The organism is Pseudomonas vranovensis (assembly GCF_040438935.1).
In the GTDB taxonomy this organism is placed as follows: domain Bacteria; phylum Pseudomonadota; class Gammaproteobacteria; order Pseudomonadales; family Pseudomonadaceae; genus Aquipseudomonas; species Aquipseudomonas vranovensis.
In genome coordinates, this window is sequence record NZ_CP159259.1 from 2258369 (window position 1) to 2280895 (window position 22527).

A 22527-nucleotide genomic window follows, 5' to 3' on the forward strand; every position below is an offset into this window, starting at 1 on the left:
CGGCGGAAAACTGTTGCAGGAAAGTCCGGGCGAGACTATAAGACCTCAACTTAACTTGAGGTCAACACGCATGGCAGTTGAAAAAAAACTTGATGGCCTGCGCTCGCTCTCGGTCGGCGAAGTAGCCAGGCGCAGCGGCGTTGCGGTCTCTACCCTGCACTTCTACGAATCGAAAGGCCTGATCGCGAGCACACGCAGTGCCGGTAATCAACGGCGTTATCCCGCCCTGGTACTGCGCAGCATCGCTATCATCAAAGTGGCGCAGCGCACCGGCATCCCGCTCGAGGAAATCAAGAGCGCGCTGGGCCGCTACCCCCCGAACAGTAAACTGAGCGCCGCACAATGGCGCGAAATGTCGTCGGCCTGGCGAGATAGCCTCAACGCCAGAATCAGGACACTGGAGGCCTTGCGCGACAGTCTCGACGACTGCATTGGCTGCGGCTGCCTGTCGCTGGAGGATTGCCCGCTGCGCAACCCTGGCGACGCCTTGGGCAAGGAGGGATCGGGACCGAGGATTCTCGAGGGCCCCGGTATTAACTGATGCTGCCTGTAGTGGCCTGGTATACAAGCATCAATGCGAACGCCATCAGCAGAAACGCCGAGGCATAGTCGATGCCTCTCAGCCACGTAGGCGGCAGCCGCCTTACCACGAGTGAACACGTGCCGGCGAGCGTCGCCCACCACAGCGAAGAACCAAGAAACACGCCGACGACGAGCCAAAGCCCCGACGCGCTGTCTGATTGGCCGACACCCAGTCCGGCAAAGAGCGTTACAAAGCCCAGGACCGTCATCGGGTTGGACAAGGTAAGCAGACAGGTTGTCGAATACATACCCCAGACATTTCGCGCACTGGATGGCGCAGCGCTCAGGTCGGCTTTTTTCTGGACCGTTTTCCATGCCAGATAAGCAAAAAAAATCGCCCCCAGCACTCTGAGGTAACCACTGTCGTTGACCAGACTGAGTATTCCGGCGAGTCCAAACAGCGCCGCGACTGCATAAAGAGCGTCTGCGGTCGCCGCCCCCATGCCGGTGAAAAATCCAGCCCTGAATCCACCTTTCAACGTGTTCTGGATACTGAGCAAGCCGATCGGGCCGACCGGAGCGGCGATGGCTAAACCGAGCAACATTCCTTTGAGTAACATGGCGGCGCTCTCGATGGGTGGGTTAAGCTAGTTTCAATGGCTTGCCACCGTGCGATCCATGTCGATTTGACGTTTTTACAGGCACCTTTCTTAACGATTCACTCTTTCTTTTGAAGCCCCCCATGAGCGAACGACCTTTGGACCGCATGGACAAGCGCCTGTTGGCCGAGTTGCAGGTAGATGCCCGGATGAGTTTTGCCGAGTTGGGTCGCCGTGTTGGCTTATCGACACCCGCTACCGCCGAACGCGTGCGCAAACTGGAAGAGCGCGGCGTGTTGCGCGGCTATCGAGCTGAAATCGACAGCCACGCCATTGGATATCCGGTTACCGCGTTCATCCGCCTGTATGTTCCGGCACAAAGCTATGCCAAGGTGCTGTCGGTGCTGGAAGAAATGCCCGAGGTACGCGAAGCTCATCATGTAACCGGGGATGCGTCATTTGTACTCAAGGTTGTCGCGCAATCATTGATTGCGCTGGAAACCATGATTGCGTCATTTGATGCGTTTGGCAGGACTGAAACCTCAGTGGTGCTTTCGACGCGGCTGGCCATTCATGGGTTGCCCGTAGCACTGTAACAGGCTGAGGCAAACCGCCACGCCGCGCCTAGCGGGCCGTGTGCATGGCTTGTTGGTCCGCATGATAGGACGAACGCACCAGCGGCCCAGACGCCACATTCCTGAACCCCATCGCCAAGGCTTGCTCAGCCAACCAGGCAAAGGTGTCCGGGTGCACGAAGCGCTGCACCGGCAGGTGGCTGCGTGACGGCTGCAAATACTGCCCCAGTGTCAGCATGTCGACCTGATGTTCACGCATGCGCAACATCACCTCGATCACTTCGTCATCGCTCTCGCCCAGGCCGAGCATCAGCCCGGACTTGGTCGGCACCGCCGGAACACGTTGCTTGAAGTTCTCCAGCAGGTCCAGCGACCACGCGAAGTCAGACCCCGGCCGCGCCGCCCTGTACAGGCGCGGTACGGTTTCCAGGTTGTGGTTGAACACATCCGGCGGTTCTTGCTCGGTGATCGCCAGGGCCACGTCCATGCGCCCCCGATAGTCAGGCACCAGGGTTTCCAGGCGAATACCCGGCGACCGTGCGCGGATCTCGCGCAGGCAATCGACGAAGTGCCGCGCACCACCGTCGCGCAAGTCGTCGCGGTCCACCGAGGTGATGACTACGTATTTCAGGCCCAGCTCGGCAATGGCAATGGCCAGGTTCCTGGGCTCGTTGACGTCCAATGGCTTGGGGCGGCCGTGGCCGACATCGCAGAACGGGCAACGTCGGGTGCAGATGTCGCCCATGATCATGAAAGTCGCCGTACCACCAGAGAAGCACTCGCCCAGGTTTGGACACGATGCTTCCTCGCAGACGCTGTGCAGTTTGTGCTTGCGCAGCAGCGCCTTGACGCGCGCCACCTCCGGTGAGGTTGCGATCTCCACGCGAATCCACTCGGGCTTGCGCGGCACGTCGTCGGTGGGCAGGATCTTCACCGGGATACGCGCCACTTTCTCCGCACCGCGCAGTTTTATCCCGGCCTCGAGGGGCTGTGGCCGAGGGGTGACAGACAAGGGTTCAGTCATGCTCATGCTCCGGCAGTCAGGTCTTCAGCCACGGTAGTAACGTTGCGCTACGAACGGCGTGCGGGCCACGACCATCGGCACCAGTTTGCCGCGCACCTGGGCAAAGACCTCGGTCTCCAGCGCCGCATACTCGCTCTGCACATAGCCCATCGCCAGTGGCCCCCCGAGACTCGGGCCGAAACCGCCACTGGTCACGCGGCCGATCACCTGTGCGTCGCCATCGACGATCAGCGCACCTTCCCGTACTGGCACCCGCTCCCTGGGCAGCAGGCCGACGCGCTTGCTCAAAACACCGTCGCGTTGCTGGGCAAAAATGCGCTCGGCACCCGGGAAACCACCGGCACGTACGCCATCCACACGCCGGGCCTTGGAAACCGCCCAGGTCAGGCTGGCCTCGACCGGCGTGGTGCAGCGTTCCATGTCATGGCCGTACAGGCACAAACCCGCCTCCAGCCGCAACGAGTCACGGGCACCCAGGCCGATAGCCTCGACCTCGGCCTCGGCAAGCAGCGAACGGGCAAGCATTTGTGCAGCCTCTACCGGCACGGAGATTTCGTAACCATCCTCACCGGTGTAGCCGGAGCGGCTGACGTAGCAGTCGACGCCGAGCAACCGCAGGTTGGCAAATTGCATGAACGTCATGGAACCGACCTGAGGCGCCAGGCGTGCCAGTACCTTGGCTGCCGCCGGCCCCTGCAGGGCGAGCAAGGCACGGTTGTCGAACAGTGACTCGACCTCGCATTGCCCTTCCAACTGCTGCTTCAAGTGGGTCAGGTCCTGGTCCTTGCAAGCGGCGTTCACCACCAGGAACAGCTCGTCGTTGCCCGGGTTGGCGACCATCAGGTCGTCGAGGATGCCGCCTTCGTCGTTGGTGAACAATGCATAGCGCTGCATACCCACCGGCAGGTCGATGATATCGACCGGCACCAACGCTTCCAGGGCCTTGGCAGCGCCTGCCCCCCGCAGGCGGATCTGGCCCATGTGCGAAACATCGAACAAGCCGGCCTGCTCGCGAGTGTGCAGGTGTTCCTTGAGCACGCCCAGCGGGTACTGGACCGGCATCGCGTAGCCTGCGAACGGCACCATGCGCGCGCCCAATTCCAGGTGCAGGTCGTGCAACGGGGTATGTTGTAGTTGTTCTGTGGACATGGATGACTCCTAGCATTCGATAATATTGACCGCCAGCCCGCCGCGGGCGGTCTCTTTGTATTTGCTTTTCATGTCGGCGCCGGTCTGGCGCATGGTGCGGATCACCTTGTCGAGCGAGACAAAGTGCTGGCCGTCCCCGCGCAGGGCCATGCGTGCGGCATTGATGGCCTTGACCGAGCCCATGGCATTGCGCTCGATGCACGGCACCTGGACTAGCCCGCCAATCGGGTCGCAAGTCAGCCCGAGGTTGTGCTCCATACCGATTTCAGCGGCGTTCTCCACTTGCTGCACGGTTCCGCCAAGCACTTCGCACAACGCGCCGGCCGCCATCGAACAGGCCACGCCGACCTCGCCTTGACAGCCAACCTCGGCACCGGATATCGAGGCGTTTTCCTTGTACAGAATGCCGATCGCGGCGGCAGTCAGCAGAAAGCGCACCACCCCGTCCTCGTTGGCTCCCGGCACGAAACGCGTGTAGTAATGCAGCACCGCCGGGATGATGCCTGCCGCCCCGTTGGTGGGTGCGGTGACCACCCGCCCGCCACTCGCGTTTTCCTCGTTGACCGCCAGGGCATAGAGGTTGACCCAGTCGAGCACCGAGAGGCTGTCGCGCAGGCCGGCTTCAGGGCTGGCACTCAACTGGCGGTGCAGTGCCGCCGCACGGCGCTTGACCTTGAGCCCGCCAGGCATGGTGCCCTCGGTGCGGCAACCGGCCTTGACGCAGTCCTGCATCACCTGCCAGATGTGCAGCAAACCCTGGCGCGTCTGCTCCGGGGTGCGCCAGGCCGTCTCGTTCTCGGCCATCAACTGGCTGATCGAGAGCCCGTGCTGGGCGCACTGTGCCAAAAGCTCGCGCCCGCTCAGAAAGGGAAAGCGCAACGGCGTGCGGTCCTCGACGATGCGATCTACCCCTGCCGCCGCCTCGTCCACCACAAAGCCGCCACCTACCGAGTAATACTCGCGACTGCACAGCTGCAGCCCGGCCGCATCGAAGGCACGCAAGACCATGCCATTGGGGTGATAGGGCAAGGGCTTGCGGATCATCGCCAGGTGCTCTTTTTCAACGAACCGTATGCGCCGCTCACCCAGCAGTGACAACATCCCGCTCTCGCGGATCATCCGCAAGCGATCGGCCACCGTTTCGGTCTCGACCGTATCCGGGTACTCACCCTCGAGCCCCAGCAACACCGCCTTGTCACTCCCGTGACCTTTGCCAGTGGCGCCAAGCGAGCCATACAGCTCGGCGCGAACGCCGTGAATCTGGGCCAGCAACCCCTGGTCCCTGAGCCCTTCGACAAAGCGCGCCGCTGCGCGCATCGGGCCGACCGTGTGGGAGCTGGACGGGCCGATGCCCACCTTGAACAGATCAAAAACACTCAGCGACATACGAGCCTCCGCCAGCAGACCCGGGAATCAGGCCGAATACACAGGGAACAACTTGCACAGCTCGGCGACTTGCCGGGCGACCTGGGCCTCGACGTCGGCATCGCCGAGGTGGTCGAGAATGTCGCAGATCCATGTCGCCAGGGCGCGGCACTCCGGCACCTGGAAGCCACGGGTCGTCACCGCTGGGGTACCGATGCGCAGGCCCGACGTCACGAACGGCGACTGTGGGTCGTTGGGGACGGCGTTCTTGTTGACGGTGATGTGCGCACGGCCAAGCGCGGCATCGGCATCCTTGCCGGTAATGCCCTGGCGGATCAGGCTGACCAGGAACAAGTGGTTGTCGGTCCCCCCGGAGACCACGTCATAGCCACGCTGACGGAAAATTTCCGCCATGGCCTGGGCGTTGTTGATGACCTGAAACTGGTATTCCTTGAAGCCGGGATCCAGTGCCTCCTTGAAGCAAACGGCCTTGGCGGCGATCACATGCATCAGCGGCCCACCCTGGCCCCCCGGGAACACCGCTGAGTTGAGCTTCTTCTCCAGTTCAGGGTCGGCCTTGGCCAAAATCAGGCCACCTCGCGGCCCGCGCAGGGTCTTGTGGGTGGTGGTGGTGACGACATCGGCGTAGGGCAGTGGATTGGGGTACAAGCCCGCCGCGACCAGGCCGGCAACGTGGGCCATGTCGACGAACAGGTAGGCACCGACCTTGTCGGCAATCTGGCGAAAGCGTGGAAAATCCAGGGTCTTTGAATAGGCGGAGAAGCCCGCCACGATCATCTTCGGCTTATGCTCGACGGCCAGGCGTTCAACCTCGTCGTAATCGATCAGGCCGTTGGCATCGATACCGTATTGCACCGCGTTGTACAGCTTGCCGGAGGCGCTGACCTTGGCCCCGTGAGTGAGATGCCCGCCATGGGCCAGGCTCATGCCCAGCAGGGTGTCGCCGGCCTGCAGCAAGGCCAGATAGACCGCCGCGTTGGCCTGGGACCCTGAATGGGGCTGGACGTTGGCATAGCCTGCGCCGAACAGCGCCTTGGCACGATCAATGGCCAGCTGTTCAACCACATCGACGTGCTCGCAGCCGCCATAGTAGCGCTTGCCCGGGTAACCTTCGGCGTACTTGTTGGTCAGCTCGGTGCCCTGGGCCTGCATCACTGGCGGGCTGGTGTAGTTTTCCGAAGCGATCAGCTCGATATGGTCCTCCTGGCGTTGTGCCTCGCGGCGGATGGCGCTGGACAGCTCAGGGTCGAAATCGGAGAGGGACAGGCTTTTATGAAACATGTTTTCAGTTCCTTCTTGTTCGGAGGTCAGACAAGGCCCGGACCGCGTCCGGGCCTGTGCGATCAAGCGTCTTGATACATCGACATCGGTGGGCAGGCGCACGCCAGGTTGCGGTCGCCGTAGACGTTGTCCACGCGCCCCACGGGGGGCCAGTACTTGCCCTCGCGCAACGCTGCCTGCGGGTACACCGCCAGCTCCCGGCCATAACGGTGAGGCCATTCGCCGACCAGCTCGCTGGCGGTATGCGGGGCGTTTTTCAGCGGATTGTCGAGCCTGTCCAGGGTGCCGTTTTCCACCGCGCGGATTTCCTCGCGAATGCAGATCATGGCGTCGCAGAAGCGGTCCAGTTCCTCCTTCGACTCGCTCTCGGTCGGCTCGACCATCAAGGTGCCGGCCACCGGGAAAGACATGGTCGGGGCATGGAAGCCAAAATCGATCAGGCGCTTGGCCACGTCCTCGACGCTGATGCCGCTGCTCTCCTTGAGCGGGCGCAGGTCGAGAATGCATTCGTGGGCAACCAGGCCGTTCTCGCCGGTGTAGAGCACCGGGTAGTGCTCCTCCAGGCGCCGGGCGATGTAGTTGGCGCTCAGGATTGCCAGCTGCGACGCGCGCTTGAGCCCTTCCCCGCCCATCATGCGGATGTACATCCAGGTGATCGGCAGGATGCTGGCGCTGCCGTACGGTGCGGCACTGACCGCGCCGTGCTGGCTCTCCATATGCGCGTGCCCCGGCAGGAACGGCGCCAGGTGCGCCTTGACGCCGATCGGGCCAACGCCTGGGCCGCCACCACCGTGGGGAATGCAGAAGGTCTTGTGCAGGTTCAGGTGTGACACGTCGCCCCCAAACTTGCCCGGTGCGCAGAGACCGACCATGGCGTTCATGTTGGCGCCGTCCAGGTACACCTGGCCGCCCTGTTCATGAATGATGTCGCAGATGCGGGTGATACCGTCTTCAAATACGCCGTGGGTCGAGGGATAGGTAATCATCAAGGCCGCCAGCCGAGTGCAGTGCTGCTCGGCCTTGCTTTGCAGGTCTGCCACATCGACGTTGCCGCGCTCATCGCAGTTGACCACCACCACGCGCATGCCCGCCATCTGCGCCGTGGCCGGGTTGGTGCCATGAGCCGATGATGGAATCAGGCAGACATCACGCTGTGCCTCGCCACGACTGGCATGGTAGGCGCGGATCGCCAGGAGGCCCGCGTACTCGCCTTGAGAACCGGCATTGGGCTGCAGGGACATAGCGTCATAACCGGTGGCCGCGCAGAGCATGGCCTCCAGTTCATCGGTCAGTTGGCGATAACCCAGCGACTGCTCGGCCGGGGCGAACGGGTGCAAGGCGCCAAATTCGGGCCAGGTGATCGGGATCATTTCACTGGCGGCGTTGAGCTTCATGGTGCATGAGCCCAGGGCGATCATGCTGCGGTCCAGGGCCAGGTCCTTGTCGGCCAGGCGGCGCAGGTAACGCATCAACTCGGTTTCCGAATGGTAGCGGTTGAACACCTGGTGCTGGAGGAACGGCGTGTCGCGCAGCAGGTGCAATGGCAGGCAATCCCCCGTGTCGGCAGCCAAGTCGGTAAAGTCCGGAAGTGCCAGGCCGGGCATGCTGAAGGCTTGCCACAAGGCCTCGACGGCGCCCTGCTCGCAGGTTTCATCCAGCGACAGGCCAACCCGTTGCGTATCGATCAGCCGCAGGTTCAGCCGTGCGGCATGGGTGGCTGAGAGTACTTCGGCCACAGGGCGTGCGGTGGTCACGCTGACGGTATCGAAGAAGTGCTGCTGTTCGACCCGGTGCCCGAGTTGCTGCAACCCCCGCACCAGAATCGCCGTCAGCCGATGTACACGCCGGGCGATCTGCACCAGGCCTTGCGGGCCGTGATAGACCGCGTACATGCTGGCGATGTTGGCCAGCAGCACCTGCGCGGTGCAGATGTTGCTGGTGGCCTTCTCACGGCGAATGTGTTGCTCGCGGGTTTGCATGGCCAGGCGCAAGGCCGGCTTGCCGAAGCGGTCGATGGACACCCCGACCAGGCGCCCGGGCATGTCACGCTTGAAGCTGTCACGCGTGGCGAAGAACGCCGCGTGCGGGCCGCCAAAGCCAAGCGGAACGCCAAAACGCTGGGCACTGCCCACGACCACGTCGGCACCGAACTCACCCGGTGGCGTCAGCAGGGTCAAGGCCAGCAGGTCAGCGGCCACCGCCACCAACGCGCCGCTTGCATGGGCGCGCTGCACCAACGCACGATGGTCGTCGATAGCCCCGGTACTGGCCGGATACTGCAGCAATAGGCCGAAATAGCCGTCCAGGTGCTGGTTCGCCAGTGTCGAGGCATCGCCAATGACCACCTCGATGCCCAGTGGCTCGGCACGGGTGCGCAGCACATCGAGCGTTTGCGGATGACACTGATGCGAGACGAAAAATGCCGGGGCCTTGCTCTTCGCCAGTCGCTTGCAGAAGGTCATGGCTTCGGCCGCTGCGGTGGCTTCATCAAGCAATGAGGCGTTGGCAATTTCCATACCGGTCAGGTCGCTGATCAGCGTCTGGAAGTTCAACAGCGCCTCCAGTCGGCCCTGGGAAATCTCCGGCTGGTACGGTGTGTACGCGGTGTACCAGGCCGGGTTCTCCAACAGGTTGCGCAGAATCGGCGTTGGTGTGTGGCAAGGGTAATAGCCCTGGCCGATGTGATTGCGAAACAGCAGGTTCTTCGCCGCGATGGCCTTGAGTGAAGCCAGCGCCTCGGCCTCGCCCTGCCCTTTGCACAGCTCGAGCACGCTGCTGCCCTTGATGCTGTCCGGGATCACGCTGTCGATCAGGCCGTCGAGAGTGTCATGGCCGGTCAGCGCCAGCATCGCGTCGATGTCGTCCTCGCGCGGACCGATGTGACGGGCGATGAACTCGTTTTCCGTATTCAGCGGGATGGATACATGCGTCATGTCGGCCCCCTGGCTCAGACGTTGTCGGCCAGGAAACGGTCGTAGCCATCCTGGTCCATCAAGGTGTCGAGGTCGGCAAGGCTGTCCAACTGGATACGGAAGAACCAGCCGTCCTGCATGGGTGAGGCATTGACCAGTTCGGGATCATCGGCCAGGGCCTGGTTGACCGCCACCACGGTACCGGCCAGGGGCATGCTGATGTTGCTGGCGGCCTTCACCGATTCCAGCACCGCGACCTCATTGCCCTCCCCGTACTCGCCCAGGTCCGGCAACTGTACAAACACCACATCACCCAAGGCTTCCTGCGCGTAGGTGGTGATGCCAACGGTCAGTTCGCCATTCAATTCCAGGCGTAGCCATTCATGTTCGGGAGTAAAACGCAGCGTGCTCATGGATCTTCCTCTCTTGTTATCAGGGGCGCCCTGGTGCAGGACTGATTGATAGAAGAGCAAGGGCGATGCCAACTTTATATTTGTCTTATTTTTCAGTGTGTTGCACCTAATCTGCAGGCAATCTGAAACCGTGGCGCTGGAGCGAAACCATTCCGCTTGATGAACCCGGCAGCCAGCCCACACGGGGTGGGCCAATGAAGCCGCGGCGTACGCCCGACTGGAGCACAATCACTCCAGTGGAGCGTATCCAATCCAGGTCGGGCATCAGACCCGGCTGGCGATGCCGTACTTGCGCAAGCGCTGGCCGATGGCCGTGTGGGACGTCTGCAGCCGCACCGCCAGCAACCGGGTCGAGGGATAGGCCGCGTACATCGTCTCCAGCAGCGACTTCTCGAAGTCCTGCACGGCCGCTTCCAGGCTGGTGACTTGCGGGGCATCGGGCTGCAGGTTGTTCAGGGCTGTACCTGCCAGTTCCAGATCATCGCAGTCGATCACCTCCCCCTCACTGATGGCGGCTGCACGGAAAATCACGTTCTGCAACTGACGCACGTTGCCCGCCCAGCGATTGCCCAGCAGCAGTGGATGGGTAGCCAGTGCCAGTCGGCACGGCGAACGCTGTATCTGTGTGCAGGCCTGACGCAGGAAATGCTCGGCCAGCATGAGTATGTCCCGTCCGCGCTCACGCAACGGCGGCACCATCACATTGAGCACGTTGAGGCGGTAATAGAGGTCTTCCCGAAAGGTGCCTTCGACCACCATGCTTTCCAGGTGCCGGTGCGTTGCGCAGACCACCCGTACATTCACCCGCACCTCGCCGCCGCCACCGACCCGGCGAAAGCTGCCGTCACTGAGAAATCGCAGCAACTTGGCCTGCAGGTAGGGAGACATCTCACCGACTTCATCCAGGAACACAGTGCCGCCGTCGGCCAGTTCCAACAGGCCCGGCTTACCGCCACGCTGGGCGCCGGTGAAAGCGCCGGCGGCGTAGCCAAACAACTCGCTCTCGGCCAGGCTCTCCGGCAAGGCCGCGCAGTTCAAAGCCAGGAAGGACGCATCGCGACGCGCGCTCAATGCATGGCAGGCACGCGCCACCAGTTCTTTGCCCGTCCCGGTTTCGCCCTGGATCAACAACGGTGCCTCCAGACTCGCCACTTTGTGCAGGCGCGCCTTGAGTTCCTTGAGCGGTGCCGAGTCGCCCAGCAGCGCCTGCACCCCTTCGGCATGATCGTGCAACAGCGAAGCCAGGCGCTCACCAATGCGGCTTGGCGGATACAGCGTCAGCAGGCCACCCACCAAGGCATCCGCCCCGCCACTGATGGGCGTGGCTTCGAGCAACAGCGCCTGGCCCTGCAAACTCACCTCGCACATGGGCAGGCGAAAGCCCTTGGTAATCAGGGTCTGCGCCAGGTCGGGCTCGGCGAATAGCCTGGACAGCGGCTCACCAGCCGGCTCGCGGCCCACCAGGCTGACCAGCGTGGGATTGGCCAACAGCACGTGGCCACAAGGGTCCACCGCCAGTACCGGATCACTCATCGCGGCCAACAAAGCGTCCAACTGCAGGTGCCGACGCTGACCGGGGAGAAAGTCTACAAGCTCCACTGCCTGGACTCCGATCACCCGCAGCAAGGCGTCGTTAAGCTCGTCCAGCACAACCTGTGACAACGCGGGTGCATCGATATAGACGTTGGGCGGAATCATCTCCACCGCGTCCAGGTTGAGGTTCCGCGCGCCTAGCAATGCCAGGATCTCCTGGGTGATGCCAACGCGGTCAATGAAAGTGACGTGGATGCGCATGACGACTCCCTCGTGGTGCAAAGACGACGGGGGGACAGCCCGCTTGTGCTGTCCCCCCGAGTGAATTCCTGGATACAGTGATCAATCCGCGTCGTAGGACAACTGCACGCCCTCCGTCTTTTTCTGGCGGATCGACCGGTAGGCCAGGCCGAGGATCACGAACCACACTGGCACGAACACCAATGCTTTGCGGGTGTCGTCTTCCAGCGCCAGCAAGACCAGCATGGCAACGAAGAACACCAGGCAGGCCCAGCTCATGAAGATGCCACCCGGCATCCGGTACTTCGAGGCGCGGTGCAGGTGGTCACGCTGTTTGCGGTACGCCAGGTAAGACAACAGGATCATCGACCAGACACACATGAACAGGATCGCCGACACCGTGGTGATCAGAGTGAAGGCATCGAGCATGTTCGGCACCAGGTAGATCACCAGCGCCCCGACCGACAGGCAGACACAGGAAAAAATCAGGCCATTGGAGGGCACGGCGCGGCTGGACAATGCCTTGAACTTGCCGGGCGCATCACCATCCACCGCCAGGCCGTAGAGCATGCGGCTGGTGGAAAAGACGCCACTGTTTGCCGAAGAGGCGGCAGAGGTAAGCACCACGAAGTTGATGATCCCGGCAGCCGCCGGCAGCCCAGCCAGCACGAACAACTCGACGAAGGGGCTCTTGTTGGCAACGACATCACGCCACGGCGTAACCGCCATGATTGCGATCAGCGCAAATACATAGAAAACGATGATGCGTAGCGGAATCGAGTTGATCGCCCGGGGCAGATTGCGCTCGGGGTTTTTGGTTTCTGCCGCCGTGGTCCCTACCAGTTCGATCCCGGCAAAGGCAAAGATCGCGATCTGGAAACCGGCGAAGAAGCCCATGGCGCCATGGGGAAACATGCCCCCGTCATTCCACAGGTTGGCCAGCGACGCGACGTTGCCAGTCGGCGACTGATAGGCCGCGACCACCATGTAAAGGCCGGTGCAGACCAAGGCACAGATGGCCACGATCTTGATCATGGCAAACCAGAATTCCAGTTCACCGAACATCTTCACCGTCAGCAGGTTGAGCGAAAGCAACAGGCCAACACAACTCAGTGCCGGCAACCATTGCGGGATATCCGGGAACCAGAACTGTGAATAGGCAGAGATCGCGATTACATCGGCAATACCGGTCACTATCCAGCAGAACCAATAGGTCCAGCCGGTGAAAAATCCTGCCCAGGGTCCGAGGAGATCAGCGGAGAAGTCGATGAACGACTTGTAGTTGAGATTGGACAACAGCAACTCGCCCATTGCCCGCATGACAAAGAACAACATGAAGCCGATGACCATGTAGACAAAGATGATCGAGGGCCCAGCCAGGCTGATGGTCTTGCCAGAGCCCATGAACAGGCCGGTACCGATGGCACCGCCGATGGCGATCAGTTGGATATGCCGGTTGGAGAGATTTCGTTGGAGTTCGTGCGCTTCGCTGTCAGGCGGACCCGGTAGTGTTTTTTTCATTAGGCTTTACCTTGCTAGTTTAATTGTTTTTATAACGTCACAAGTTCAAACACCTCAGTCCGTGCGGCTGAGTCCTCATGAAAGAGCAAGGTCTATGCCAAGCGAAAATGCGTGGTTTTATTCGGGGTTGCAGTGATCGGGTGTAATGAAGTCACTCCATGAAAAGTGGATATTCAGGCATCCCAGCGGAGCTGAAGCGTCATAAACCCTGCGCTCGGGGTCACTGTAGCGGTTTCGTTCCAATGGAACGCATTCAGTCCGCCTTGGTTGGGCAGGTGTTGGCTGAGCACGACCGCTGCGCGGCCGATCGCAGGCTATCGCCAGCGACTACGGGGCTTGTAGCCGCTGGCGATAGCGATCAGGCGCGCACCTTGCGCTTGGGCGCACGACTGCGCTGCTCTTTCTCCCACCCTTCGACCAGGCCTACCTGGACATTGGCCGCCGCCAGGGGCTCGCGCCCGCGCACCAGGTCTGCGGCACGTTCGGCGAGCATGATCGTCGGTGCATTGAGGTTGCCATTCGGCTCGCTGGGGAACACCGAAGAATCGATCACCCGCAGCCCCTGCAGGCCACGTACGCGCAGTGAGGAATCGACTACGGCCATGTCATCCTCGCCCATGCGGCAGGAGCCGCAGGGGTGCATGGTGCTTTCCATGTTGGCACGCACGAACGCGTCGATCTGTTCATCGGTCTGTACCTGCGGCCCCGGCGCCAGCTCCTCGCCGCGGAACCGGTCCATGGCCGGCTGGGCGATGATTTCCCGCGTCAGGCGCACGCAGCGGCGGAAGCCCTCGCGATCCTCTTCACTTTCCAGGTAGTTGAAGCGGATTTCCGGGTGCTGATAAGGGTCCGCCGACAGCGCCCGTACATGGCCACGGCTCTTGGGCTTGTTGGGCCCGGTCAGCACCATGAATCCATGCCCCTTGAATGGTTTGTCACCGTCGTAGCGCATGGCTGCCGGCAGGAAGTGAAACTGGATGTCCGGCCAACGCAGCCCCTTGGACGAGCGAATGAACCCACCCGCCTCGAAGTGGTTGCTGGCACCCAGGCCGTCTTTGAACAGCAGCCAGCGCAGACCGATCAGCGCCTTGCCCAGCAGGTTCATCTTGCCGTTGAGCGTCACCGGCTCCTTGCAAGCGTACTGGATGTAGATTTCCGAATGGTCCTGAAGGTTCTCGCCAACCCCGGGCAGGTGGTGGCGTACCTCGATTCCGGCTTTTTCAAGCACCGCTTGCGGACCGATGCCAGAGCGCTGCAACAGATGCGGCGAACCGATCGGCCCGGACGATACCAGCACCTCGCGGTTGCAATAGACCTTGTGGGTCACGCCACCTTCGTCGTACTCCACGCCCACCGCACGCTTGCCGTCGAGGAGAATGCGCCGGGTCATCGCATGGGTGACAACGGTCAGGTTGGGGCGGGACATGGCCGGGCGCAGGTAGGCGTTGGCGGTGGACCAGCGCACACCGTCCTTCACCGTCATATGCATGGCCCCAAAGCCTTCCTGCATGTAGCCATTGCAATCGTCGGTCTTGATATAGCCCGCCTCGGCACCGGCTTCCACCCAGGCGCCGTACAACGGGTTCTGCATGTTGTTGCCGTTGTTGGTGGCCAGCGGCCCCGCGCCGCCGCGATAGTCATCACCACCGAACTTGTAGGTCTCGGCACGCTTGAAATAGGGCAGGCAATTGCGATAGCCCCAGTTTTTCGCGCCCAGGCTCTCCCATTCGTCGAAATCACAGGCGTGGCCACGGATGTAGACCAGGCCGTTGATCGAGGAGGATCCACCGAGCACCTTGCCTCGTGGGCAGTGCAGGCGCCGACCGTCCAGGTGCTGTTCGGCGACGGTCTCGTAGCGCCAGTTGTACTTCTTGGTATTCATCGGTAATGAAAAGGCGCTGGGCATCTGGATCAGCACACTGCGGTCGCTGCCGCCAAATTCCAGGACCAGCACCGAAGTACCGGCGTCCTCGGTCAGGCGGTTGGCCAGAACGCAGCCGGCAGAGCCTGCACCGATGATGATGTAGTCATAATGCTTGTTCATGGTTTTAGTCCTTTGCGCCGAAGCCTGGGGCCTCGATGTTGCGTTCATTGCCCTTGGGATAACCGCCCCAGCCCAGTCGCGTTGCCAGCAGCCGGGTCAGGCCGTAGTGAACCAGCCCCGCCAGCAGGCAGGACGGCAGCGATGCCGTAGCGAAGGTGAAGAAGTTGGTGTAGGCCAGCGTCTGCGGGTTGAACACCACCACGTAGATTGCGAATCCCGCCACCAGCGCCAGCAATGCGATAGGGTTGAACCCCCCGCAGAAACGCACGGGTGATGCGCCTTGCGCGGCATAGACATGGCGCAGGTTCACGCGCTGGTGACGCAGGAAGAAGTAATCGGCAATGCCGATCCCCGCCAGCGCACTGTTCAGCGCAGAGGTCCATACCAGAAAGATGAAGAAGCCGTCGTAGATGCCCGGAAAGCACAGCACGATGATGACCGGAATCACGCAGAACAACCCGATCAGTGCCCCCCAGCGCACGCTGCGCAAGCGCTCCCCTGCCAGTTGTCGCAGGCCGATGACCGCCGTGTAGAGGATATTGACCATACCGGTCAAGTTGGCCAGCGCCAGGAAGCCCAGCGCCACCACGCCGAACCCCACGCCACCGGCCAGGCGCATCCAGGTGGTAGGGTCGCTGCTGCCCAGGGTGGAGGCGGCGAACAGGCTGACGGTTTCGCCCAGTGCAGCGGCGCCGAAGATGCCCACCAGGTTGGGCCAGAACGCAGTACGCTGGTTACTGCACAACCGCGACAGGTTGCCGATGTACGGCCACCAGGAGAACCCGGCTGCGATATTGATTTCCACGGCGATCATGAAGTTGATGCGCTGATCGGCAAAGGGCGGCTGCAATGGCGGCATGGCCAGCAGTTCGGCGAAGCTGAAGCGTTGGGAAATGAAGTACATCAGCGCCAGCATGATCAGGATCAGGCTGGGCGCGATCACTGCGCTCAACCGACGGATCATGTCCGGCCCGCGCATGGCGACCAGCGCCGCAAGGACGATGGCCAGCAAGGCGCCCGCCGTCACCAGCCAGCCGTCGCCGTCAGGCTGGTTGTGCTGCACCAGGGTCTCCAGGTTATCCAGTGCCCGCCCGCACATCAGCCCCAGCACCGCCAGCCAGCCCATGGTCAGCACGACCACAGCCAGTATGTAGACCAGGCGGCTGCCGTTGAGGCCGAACATGCTGCGCAAGTAAGTGAACTGCTCGACACCGTACTTGCCGCACGGCAGGCAGGTGGAAGACGCTGCGAGAATCACGCCGATGATGTTACCGATGACGATCGCACTGATGCCCTGCAAAGGCCCGACAAACAGCGCTGTCGCACCGCCGATCAAAAACACCCAGGTGGCCACAGCCAACGCCGAGTTGGCATAGGCGAAGCCCCAGAAGCCCCACACCCGCTCGTTGGGCAGCAACGGCGTATCGCCACGCTCGGCACCGAGGCGAAATTCCTGCTCTCTGGACGGGTTCATGGATGGCCTCCCACAAAGTAGGCACCGGCAACCATCACCAGCGTCAGCAGTGCCAGTGCGACGAAATCGCCGGCACTCAGCGCCCCGGGCCAGTCGGCCCTCCTCTCCAGTTCTTCATAGGCGCGTATGCGCCTGTCCAGGTCTTGCGCACGCTCTACATCCACTTGGCTGTTCATGGGCATCACCTCGATAGGTTCTTGTTCTTGAAATACGATGCATGTGAAAAGCCCGCGCCGCCCGCCAACCATCAGCGGCGCAGGCTTGCCCTGTTCCTCAGGGCAAGGTGATCCAGACCGCCTTGGTCTCCAGCAAGAACTCCAGTTGTTCGGCGCCCATATCCTTGCCATAGCCCGATTGTTTGTAGCCACCGAACGGCATGGAGGGGTCAAGTGTGCTGTGGGCATTGACGTATACGGTTCCGGCACGCAATTGCGGAATCAATCCGTGGACCCTGCCCAGGTCATTGGAGTAAATCGCCGCTGCCAGGCCGAACGCGGAATCGTTGGCCAGGGCCAGGGCCTGTTCCTGACTGTCGAAAGGCATGGTCACCAGCACCGGCCCGAAAATCTCTTCGCGCACGATACGCATGGCGTTGTTGCAGTCAGCAAAGATCGTCGGCTGCACGAAGAAACCAGGGCCCTCGAGCGGTTCACCACCGTAATACAGCTGCGCCCCTTCGGCCTTGCCCAAGGCGATGTAATCCAGCACCCGCTGCTGTTGCTGACGCGACACCATGGGGCTGATGAAGCAGTCCGGGTCCAGGCCCGGGGCAATCTTCAAGGTAGCCGTGTACCTGGCCAGCGCTTCGAGGAACGCCGGATAGATACTGCGCTCGACATAAGCGCGGGTCCCCGCATCGCACACCTGCCCCGAGTTGAAGAATACGCCGTTGGCGACCGCCTCGGCCGCCGCCTCGATATCGGCATCGGCGAAGACGATCACCGGCGACTTGCCACCGAGCTCGAGTGTCAGACGCTTCATCTGATCCATCGCCGCCTTGCCCACCGAGCACCCCACCGGCGTGGAGCCAGTGAAGCTCAGCTTGTCGATGCCCGGATGGCTGGACATCGCCGTGCCCACCACACTGCCGCGCCCGGTAACGATGTTCAGCACGCCATCGGGAATCCCTGCCGCCTGGACCAGCTCGGCGAAGCGCAAGGCGGACAACGAGGTCAACTCAGCCGGTTTGACCACCACCGTGCAGCCGGTCGCCAGGGCCGCACCGAGCTTCCAGGCCATGGTCTGCAACGGGAAGTTCCAGGGCACGATGGCCCCTACCACGCCCACCGCTTCTTTGCGGGTGTAGGCCAGGTAGTTGCCTGGCAGCGAGGGTTCGACGGTACGGCCGTGAATCTTGCTGGCCCAGCCGGCAAAGTAGCGCAGCGTATCGACCGTGCCCTGGATATCCACGGCACGCGCCTGGACGACCGACTTGCCCATGTCGATGGATTCGATCTGTGCAAGTTCCTCGGCATTGGCGTCGATCAGATCAGCCAGTCGATGAATCAGACGTTCACGCTCCAACGGCTTGAGCTGGCTCCAGGGGCCGCCGTCGAACTGCGCGCGGGCGGCACGCACCGCACGGTCGAGGTCTTCGCCGGTGCCCATCGGGATTCGCGCCAGCACACCCTCGGTGGAAGGCTCGATGACCTCGGCACTGGCGCCGTCACTCGCCTCGAGCCAGGCACCGTCGATGAACATGCGCTGGGGCTTGGAGAGAAATCGTTGGGTCGCCTCGGAAACGCCGAAGGCCTGCAGGTAGGCTTTTACCTTGTTGTCCACGGGAATTCTCCGGATCAGCGGGCATTGGCGCGCGCGTGGAAGATGAAACCGATGCTATTCATCAGCAGTTGCGCCGCCAGGATCGAGGTGACCCCCGCCGGATCGTAGGCCGGCGCCACTTCCACCAGGTCCATGCCGACGATCCGGCCCTGGCTGCGTCGGGCCAACGCCTGGATGATTTCCAGCACTTCGTAGTAATAGAAACCGCCATGACTCGGTGTCCCCGTGCCGGGGGCAATGGACGGGTCGAAACCGTCGATGTCGATGGTGATGTAGTAATCACGCCCCTCGGGGATCTTCGCCATCACCCCTTCGCAGCCCAGGCGCCGCACGTCGCGCACCGAGAGGATCTGTGACCCGGCTTCGCGGGCAGCATCGTAGTCGTCGCGATTGGAGGAAGACACGTTGCGGATGCCCATCTGGGTCATGCCAACGATATGATCCAGCTCCGAAGCGCGGCGCAGCGGGCTACCGTGGCCGTAGCGGACACCGTGGCGCTCATCGACAAAGTCCAGGTGCGCATCGAAATGCACGATGTGGATCGGCCCGCGACCTTCAAAGGCCTTGATCACCGGGGCGTGGATCGAGTGGTCACCGCCCAGGACCACCGGCATGGCACCTGCCGCGAGGATCTGGCGCACAGCCGCCTCGATATTGGCATTGCTGGTGGCCATGTCGGTGTGAACGATATCGGCATCGCCGACATCGACCATGCGCAACTGGTCATCGGTCAGGTAGGTGGCGTCATCTTCAAAGTCGTAGGCACCGGCATGGCCGAACGAGAACAGCGTCGAGGCCTCGCGGATACCGCGTGGTCCGAAGCGTGCCCCAGATCGCCATTGGGTCCCCATGTCGTTGGGCGCGCCAAGGATCGCCACGTCGGCATCAATGGCTGCCCAATCTGTGCAAATGGGCGACTTGGCGAAGGTGCAATGGCCCACGAAGGGCAGGTTCAGACGGCCGGATTCATAACCGTGCTTTGCCATGTTCGAGTTTCTCCACGTTATTGTTCTGGTCAGGAGACGGGGCGACTGCTCGACCTCCGTTGCAACCACTATGGCGGCAGGCCAGACATGGAAAAATCCGCAAGTGCAGATGCATACATCGGCGAATCCGAAGTATTCGAATGAATGAGGGTTATCGGCAAATCACCCACACTGGTACCCGGTGCATTTTCAGAAACCAGGCATTGCGGTCGACCCATGCGCGTGGTTAGCTTGAAAAAAACAACAAAGCCGGTGCGTTCATATCAGCTGTCACGATGTGATGCCCAGTCGGGAGGCGATGGTGATTCAGCTCCACGATGTCGACCTTAAATTGCTCAGGGTTTTCACCACCATCGTCAGGTGCGGTGGCTTTTCCGCGGCGCAGGCCGCGCTGAATGCCGGTCAGTCGACGATCAGCGAACAGATGACCCACCTGGAAACCCGTTTGGGGGTCAAGCTGTGCCAACGCGGGCGCAGTGGCTTTCGTCTGACCGAGCAAGGCGTGGCCATCCATGAGGCCACCGTGCGCCTGCTTAGCGCGGTCGAGAGCTTCTGCCTGGACGCCGACGTCCTCAAGCAGCACATCAGCGGCAAACTCAACCTGGGCATCATCGACTCCACCCTGACCGACCCCGACTCGCCGTTGCCTCGTACCACCCAGCGCTTTGTCTCGCGCGGCCACGACGCCCACCTGCACATCTACATCGGTGCCCCTGCCGAGCTGGAGGAGCGTGTGCTCGACGGTCGCCTGCACCTGGCCATCGGTCACTTCCCCCTGCGCGTATCGGGGCTGTCCTATCTGCCCCTCTACAACGAAGCCCTGGGACTCTACTGTGGCCGTCGCCATCCGCTGCACGCCAGCAAAGCATCGAACGGCCGCCTGCTCGAAGAAGTTCGCGCCTGCCGTATCGTCGTGCGCGGCTACATGCATGAGTACGATCTGGAGCAACTGGGCATGACCAAGGCCGCGGCCACCGTCGAGAACATCGAGGCGGCGGCGATCCTGATCATCTCCGGTGCGTATATCGGCTTCCTCCCCGTACATTTCGCCGAGCAGTGGGTCAAGACTGGAGAAATGCGCCGCCTGGGCGCCAGCACACTGGACCTGACATCACCGTTCGACGTCATTACCCGTCGCGGCGTAACGCCACCACCGATACTGCGCGCGTTCCTCGAAGACCTGAACGCCTGCACGCAGCAGCCTGGGCACGCCTGAACGCACTGAGCAGTTACACTCAGCTCTACCCTGTGCAGACACGGGCCTTGCAAAGAGGACACAGCATGACCTTCCACCCGTCACTCAGCGGCTCGTCACTGCTGATCCCCTCCCTGCTCGCCATCAGCCTTGCATTGACGGCAGGCTGCTCCAGCAAACCACCCAAGGCCCGCTACCTGGCGGCCAACGCAGGTTCGGCCTGCTACGCCAAAGCCGTGCCCACTGCCGGCGAGGGCGGCCTGGCCTGGGGCAACACCCTGCCCATTGCCCGACAAAAATCGCTCAACAACTGCATACGCTATGCCGGGCGCTCGGGTGGTACGCCACGCACCTGCAAGGTGGTATTGGCCGAGTGCAAGTAAGCGCAGCAGTCGCCAGCGCAATGGTCCTGAAGGCACGACCGCTGCGCGGCCGATCGCAGGCTGGCGCCAGCGGCTACAGCGGTTTGCCGTAACCGCTGCCGAGGTACGAGGCTGCGATAGGCTGCGCAGCAGTCGTGGTTCAGGCAGCTCCATTCCGGTTCCTATCATTCCCAGTGATAGTTACCTTCGCCCCGTTCGATTCGTTGTTAATAGTTACAAATCGCAGAATCCGCCCATTCTCAATAAATTGGCGGATTACCCCATGGAACAGTCACTCAAACCTTTGCGATACCCCCTGGCTCTATTGGCAGTACTGGTGATGAGTGCCTGTGGTCGCACCCCAGAGGCCGTTCAGGCCCCGACGGCGACCAAGGTCAGCGTGGCCAAGGTGCTGGAGCAACCGATCAACGAATGGGACGAGTTCACCGGTCGCCTTGAGGCACCCGAAACGGTAGAAGTGCGGCCACGCGTCTCCGGCCAGGTCGACTTGGTCGCCTTTACCGAAGGCGCCCAGGTCAAGAAAGGCGATCTGCTGTTCCAGATCGACCCGCGCCCATTCCAGGCCGAGGTCCGCCGCCTTGAAGCCCAGTTGCAGCAAGCCCGCGCTACAGCAAGCCGCAGTGAAAACGAAGCACGCCGCGGTGAGCGCTTGCGTACCAGCAACGCCATCTCCGCCGAGCTTGCCGAGTCGCGCACCAGCGCAGCCGCCGAAGCCCGCGCCGGTGTCGCCGCCATCCAGGCCCAATTGGACCTGGCTCGTCTGAACCTCAGCTTTACCCGCGTCACCGCGCCGATCAGTGGCCAGGTCAGCCGCGCCCAGTTCACCGCCGGCAATATCGTCACCGCCGACGTCACCCCACTGACCAGTGTGGTATCCACCGACAAGGTCTACGCCTACTTCGATGCCGACGAGCGCGTATACCTCAAGTACACCCAGCTGGCCCGCGACGGTCAGCGCGGCCAGAGCACCCCGGTGTACCTGGGCCTGTCCAACGAAACCGGCAATCCGCACCTGGGCCAGATGAACTTCGTCGACAACCAGGTCAACCCCAAGACCGGCACCATCCGGGGCCGCGCGGTGTTCGACAACAGCAACGGCGAGTTCACCCCCGGCCTGTATGCGCGCCTCAAGCTGGTGGGCAGCGCCACCTACTCGGCGGTGTTGATCAACGACGAAGCCGTGGGCACCGACCTTGGCAAGAAGTTCGTGCTGGTGATGGACAAAGACAACAACGCCGCCTATCGCGCCGTCGAATTGGGTCCCAAGCTCGAGGGCCTGCGTATCGTGCGCAGCGGCCTGAGCAAAGAGGACCGCATCGTGGTCAAGGGCCTGCAGCGTGTACGCCCAGGCTCACCAGTCGACCCGCAGGACACCCCGATGGCCAGCGAAGCGACCATCGCCGCCCTCGCCCAGCAACGCCAGGCGCTGGAAGCCAGCAACCCGGGCAAACCTGCTGCCCCTGCCACCGTCAAGCTCGCCAGTGCCTCGGCACCGCGCGGTTAAGGAA

19 protein-coding genes are annotated in these 22527 nt (G+C 62.3%); 5 read left to right on the forward strand and 14 right to left on the reverse strand.

Features of this window, described 5'->3' with window-relative positions:
- Window positions 1-70: 70 nt before the first annotated feature.
- On the forward strand, window positions 71-541 hold the full coding sequence (soxR, locus tag ABVN19_RS10355) for a redox-sensitive transcriptional activator SoxR (protein ID WP_036990406.1): 471 nt from the start codon (window positions 71-73) through the stop codon (window positions 539-541).
- On the opposite strand, the gene ABVN19_RS10360 is transcribed toward soxR, so the two are convergent.
- Window positions 534-1142: a LysE family transporter gene (locus ABVN19_RS10360; protein WP_028946156.1), complete on the reverse strand. Its 609-nt coding sequence runs from the start codon at window positions 1140-1142 to the stop codon at window positions 534-536. The genes soxR and ABVN19_RS10360 overlap by 8 nt on opposite strands.
- A 122-nt stretch (window positions 1143-1264) precedes the next feature.
- Between ABVN19_RS10360 and ABVN19_RS10365 the strand changes: the two genes are divergently transcribed.
- Window positions 1265-1717, forward strand: a complete 453-nt coding sequence (locus ABVN19_RS10365; protein ID WP_036990405.1) for an Lrp/AsnC family transcriptional regulator — start codon at window positions 1265-1267, stop codon at window positions 1715-1717.
- A gap of 28 nt (window positions 1718-1745) precedes the next feature.
- Here ABVN19_RS10365 and lipA read toward each other — a convergent pair whose 3' ends face one another.
- The 13 genes from lipA to speB all read right to left on the reverse strand — a co-directional run bounded on the left by lipA (window position 1746) and on the right by speB (window position 19441).
- Entirely contained in the window at window positions 1746-2726 is a 981-nt protein-coding gene (gene lipA, locus ABVN19_RS10370; protein ID WP_028946154.1) for a lipoyl synthase, read from the reverse strand.
- 18 nt (window positions 2727-2744) lie between these two features.
- Window positions 2745-3869, reverse strand: a complete 1125-nt coding sequence (gcvT, locus tag ABVN19_RS10375; protein WP_028946153.1) for a glycine cleavage system aminomethyltransferase GcvT — start codon at window positions 3867-3869, stop codon at window positions 2745-2747.
- 9 nt (window positions 3870-3878) lie between these two features.
- Window positions 3879-5255: an L-serine ammonia-lyase gene (locus tag ABVN19_RS10380; RefSeq protein WP_105642426.1), complete on the reverse strand. Its 1377-nt coding sequence runs from the start codon at window positions 5253-5255 to the stop codon at window positions 3879-3881.
- A gap of 27 nt (window positions 5256-5282) precedes the next feature.
- The gene (gene glyA / locus ABVN19_RS10385) at window positions 5283-6536 is read right to left on the reverse strand and encodes a serine hydroxymethyltransferase (RefSeq protein ID WP_028946151.1); all 1254 of its coding nucleotides are present in this window, start codon (window positions 6534-6536) and stop codon (window positions 5283-5285) included.
- A gap of 62 nt (window positions 6537-6598) precedes the next feature.
- Entirely contained in the window at window positions 6599-9469 is a 2871-nt protein-coding gene (gcvP, locus tag ABVN19_RS10390; RefSeq protein WP_028946150.1) for an aminomethyl-transferring glycine dehydrogenase, read from the reverse strand.
- 14 nt (window positions 9470-9483) lie between these two features.
- On the reverse strand, window positions 9484-9861 hold the full coding sequence (gcvH, locus tag ABVN19_RS10395; RefSeq protein WP_028946149.1) for a glycine cleavage system protein GcvH: 378 nt from the start codon (window positions 9859-9861) through the stop codon (window positions 9484-9486).
- 264 nt (window positions 9862-10125) lie between these two features.
- Window positions 10126-11655, reverse strand: a complete 1530-nt coding sequence (locus ABVN19_RS10400; RefSeq protein ID WP_028946148.1) for a sigma-54-dependent transcriptional regulator — start codon at window positions 11653-11655, stop codon at window positions 10126-10128.
- A gap of 81 nt (window positions 11656-11736) precedes the next feature.
- Window positions 11737-13155, reverse strand: coding sequence for a D-serine/D-alanine/glycine transporter (gene cycA, locus ABVN19_RS10405; protein WP_105642427.1), 1419 nt, complete (start codon window positions 13153-13155; stop codon window positions 11737-11739).
- Window positions 13156-13513: 358 nt separating this feature from the next.
- A complete protein-coding gene (gene betA, locus ABVN19_RS10410; protein ID WP_028946146.1) occupies window positions 13514-15199 on the reverse strand; it encodes a choline dehydrogenase in 1686 nt (561 codons plus the stop codon).
- A 4-nt stretch (window positions 15200-15203) separates the two neighbouring features.
- Window positions 15204-16673, reverse strand: coding sequence for a cytosine permease (locus ABVN19_RS10415; RefSeq protein WP_028946145.1), 1470 nt, complete (start codon window positions 16671-16673; stop codon window positions 15204-15206).
- Window positions 16670-16849 carry a hypothetical protein gene (locus tag ABVN19_RS10420; RefSeq protein ID WP_028946144.1) on the reverse strand — a complete coding sequence of 60 codons (180 nt, stop codon included), beginning with the start codon at window positions 16847-16849 and terminating at the stop codon, window positions 16670-16672. Before ABVN19_RS10420 ends, ABVN19_RS10415 begins: the two co-directional genes overlap by 4 nt.
- A gap of 97 nt (window positions 16850-16946) precedes the next feature.
- Complete coding sequence (locus ABVN19_RS10425; protein ID WP_028946143.1) at window positions 16947-18455, reverse strand: aldehyde dehydrogenase family protein; 1509 nt, start codon at window positions 18453-18455, stop codon at window positions 16947-16949.
- 14 nt (window positions 18456-18469) lie between these two features.
- The gene (speB, locus tag ABVN19_RS10430) at window positions 18470-19441 is read right to left on the reverse strand and encodes an agmatinase (RefSeq protein WP_028946142.1); all 972 of its coding nucleotides are present in this window, start codon (window positions 19439-19441) and stop codon (window positions 18470-18472) included.
- Window positions 19442-19742: 301 nt separating this feature from the next.
- Between speB and ABVN19_RS10435 the strand changes: the two genes are divergently transcribed.
- The 3 genes from ABVN19_RS10435 (at window position 19743) to mexE (ending at window position 22523) form a co-directional block, all read left to right on the forward strand.
- The gene (locus ABVN19_RS10435; protein WP_028946141.1) at window positions 19743-20657 is read left to right on the forward strand and encodes a LysR family transcriptional regulator; all 915 of its coding nucleotides are present in this window, start codon (window positions 19743-19745) and stop codon (window positions 20655-20657) included.
- A 65-nt stretch (window positions 20658-20722) separates the two neighbouring features.
- Complete coding sequence (locus ABVN19_RS10440; protein WP_028946140.1) at window positions 20723-21019, forward strand: DUF4189 domain-containing protein; 297 nt, start codon at window positions 20723-20725, stop codon at window positions 21017-21019.
- A gap of 262 nt (window positions 21020-21281) precedes the next feature.
- Window positions 21282-22523, forward strand: a complete 1242-nt coding sequence (gene mexE, locus ABVN19_RS10445) for a multidrug efflux RND transporter periplasmic adaptor subunit MexE (RefSeq protein ID WP_028946139.1) — start codon at window positions 21282-21284, stop codon at window positions 22521-22523.
- The last annotated feature ends 4 nt before the right edge of the window (window positions 22524-22527 follow it).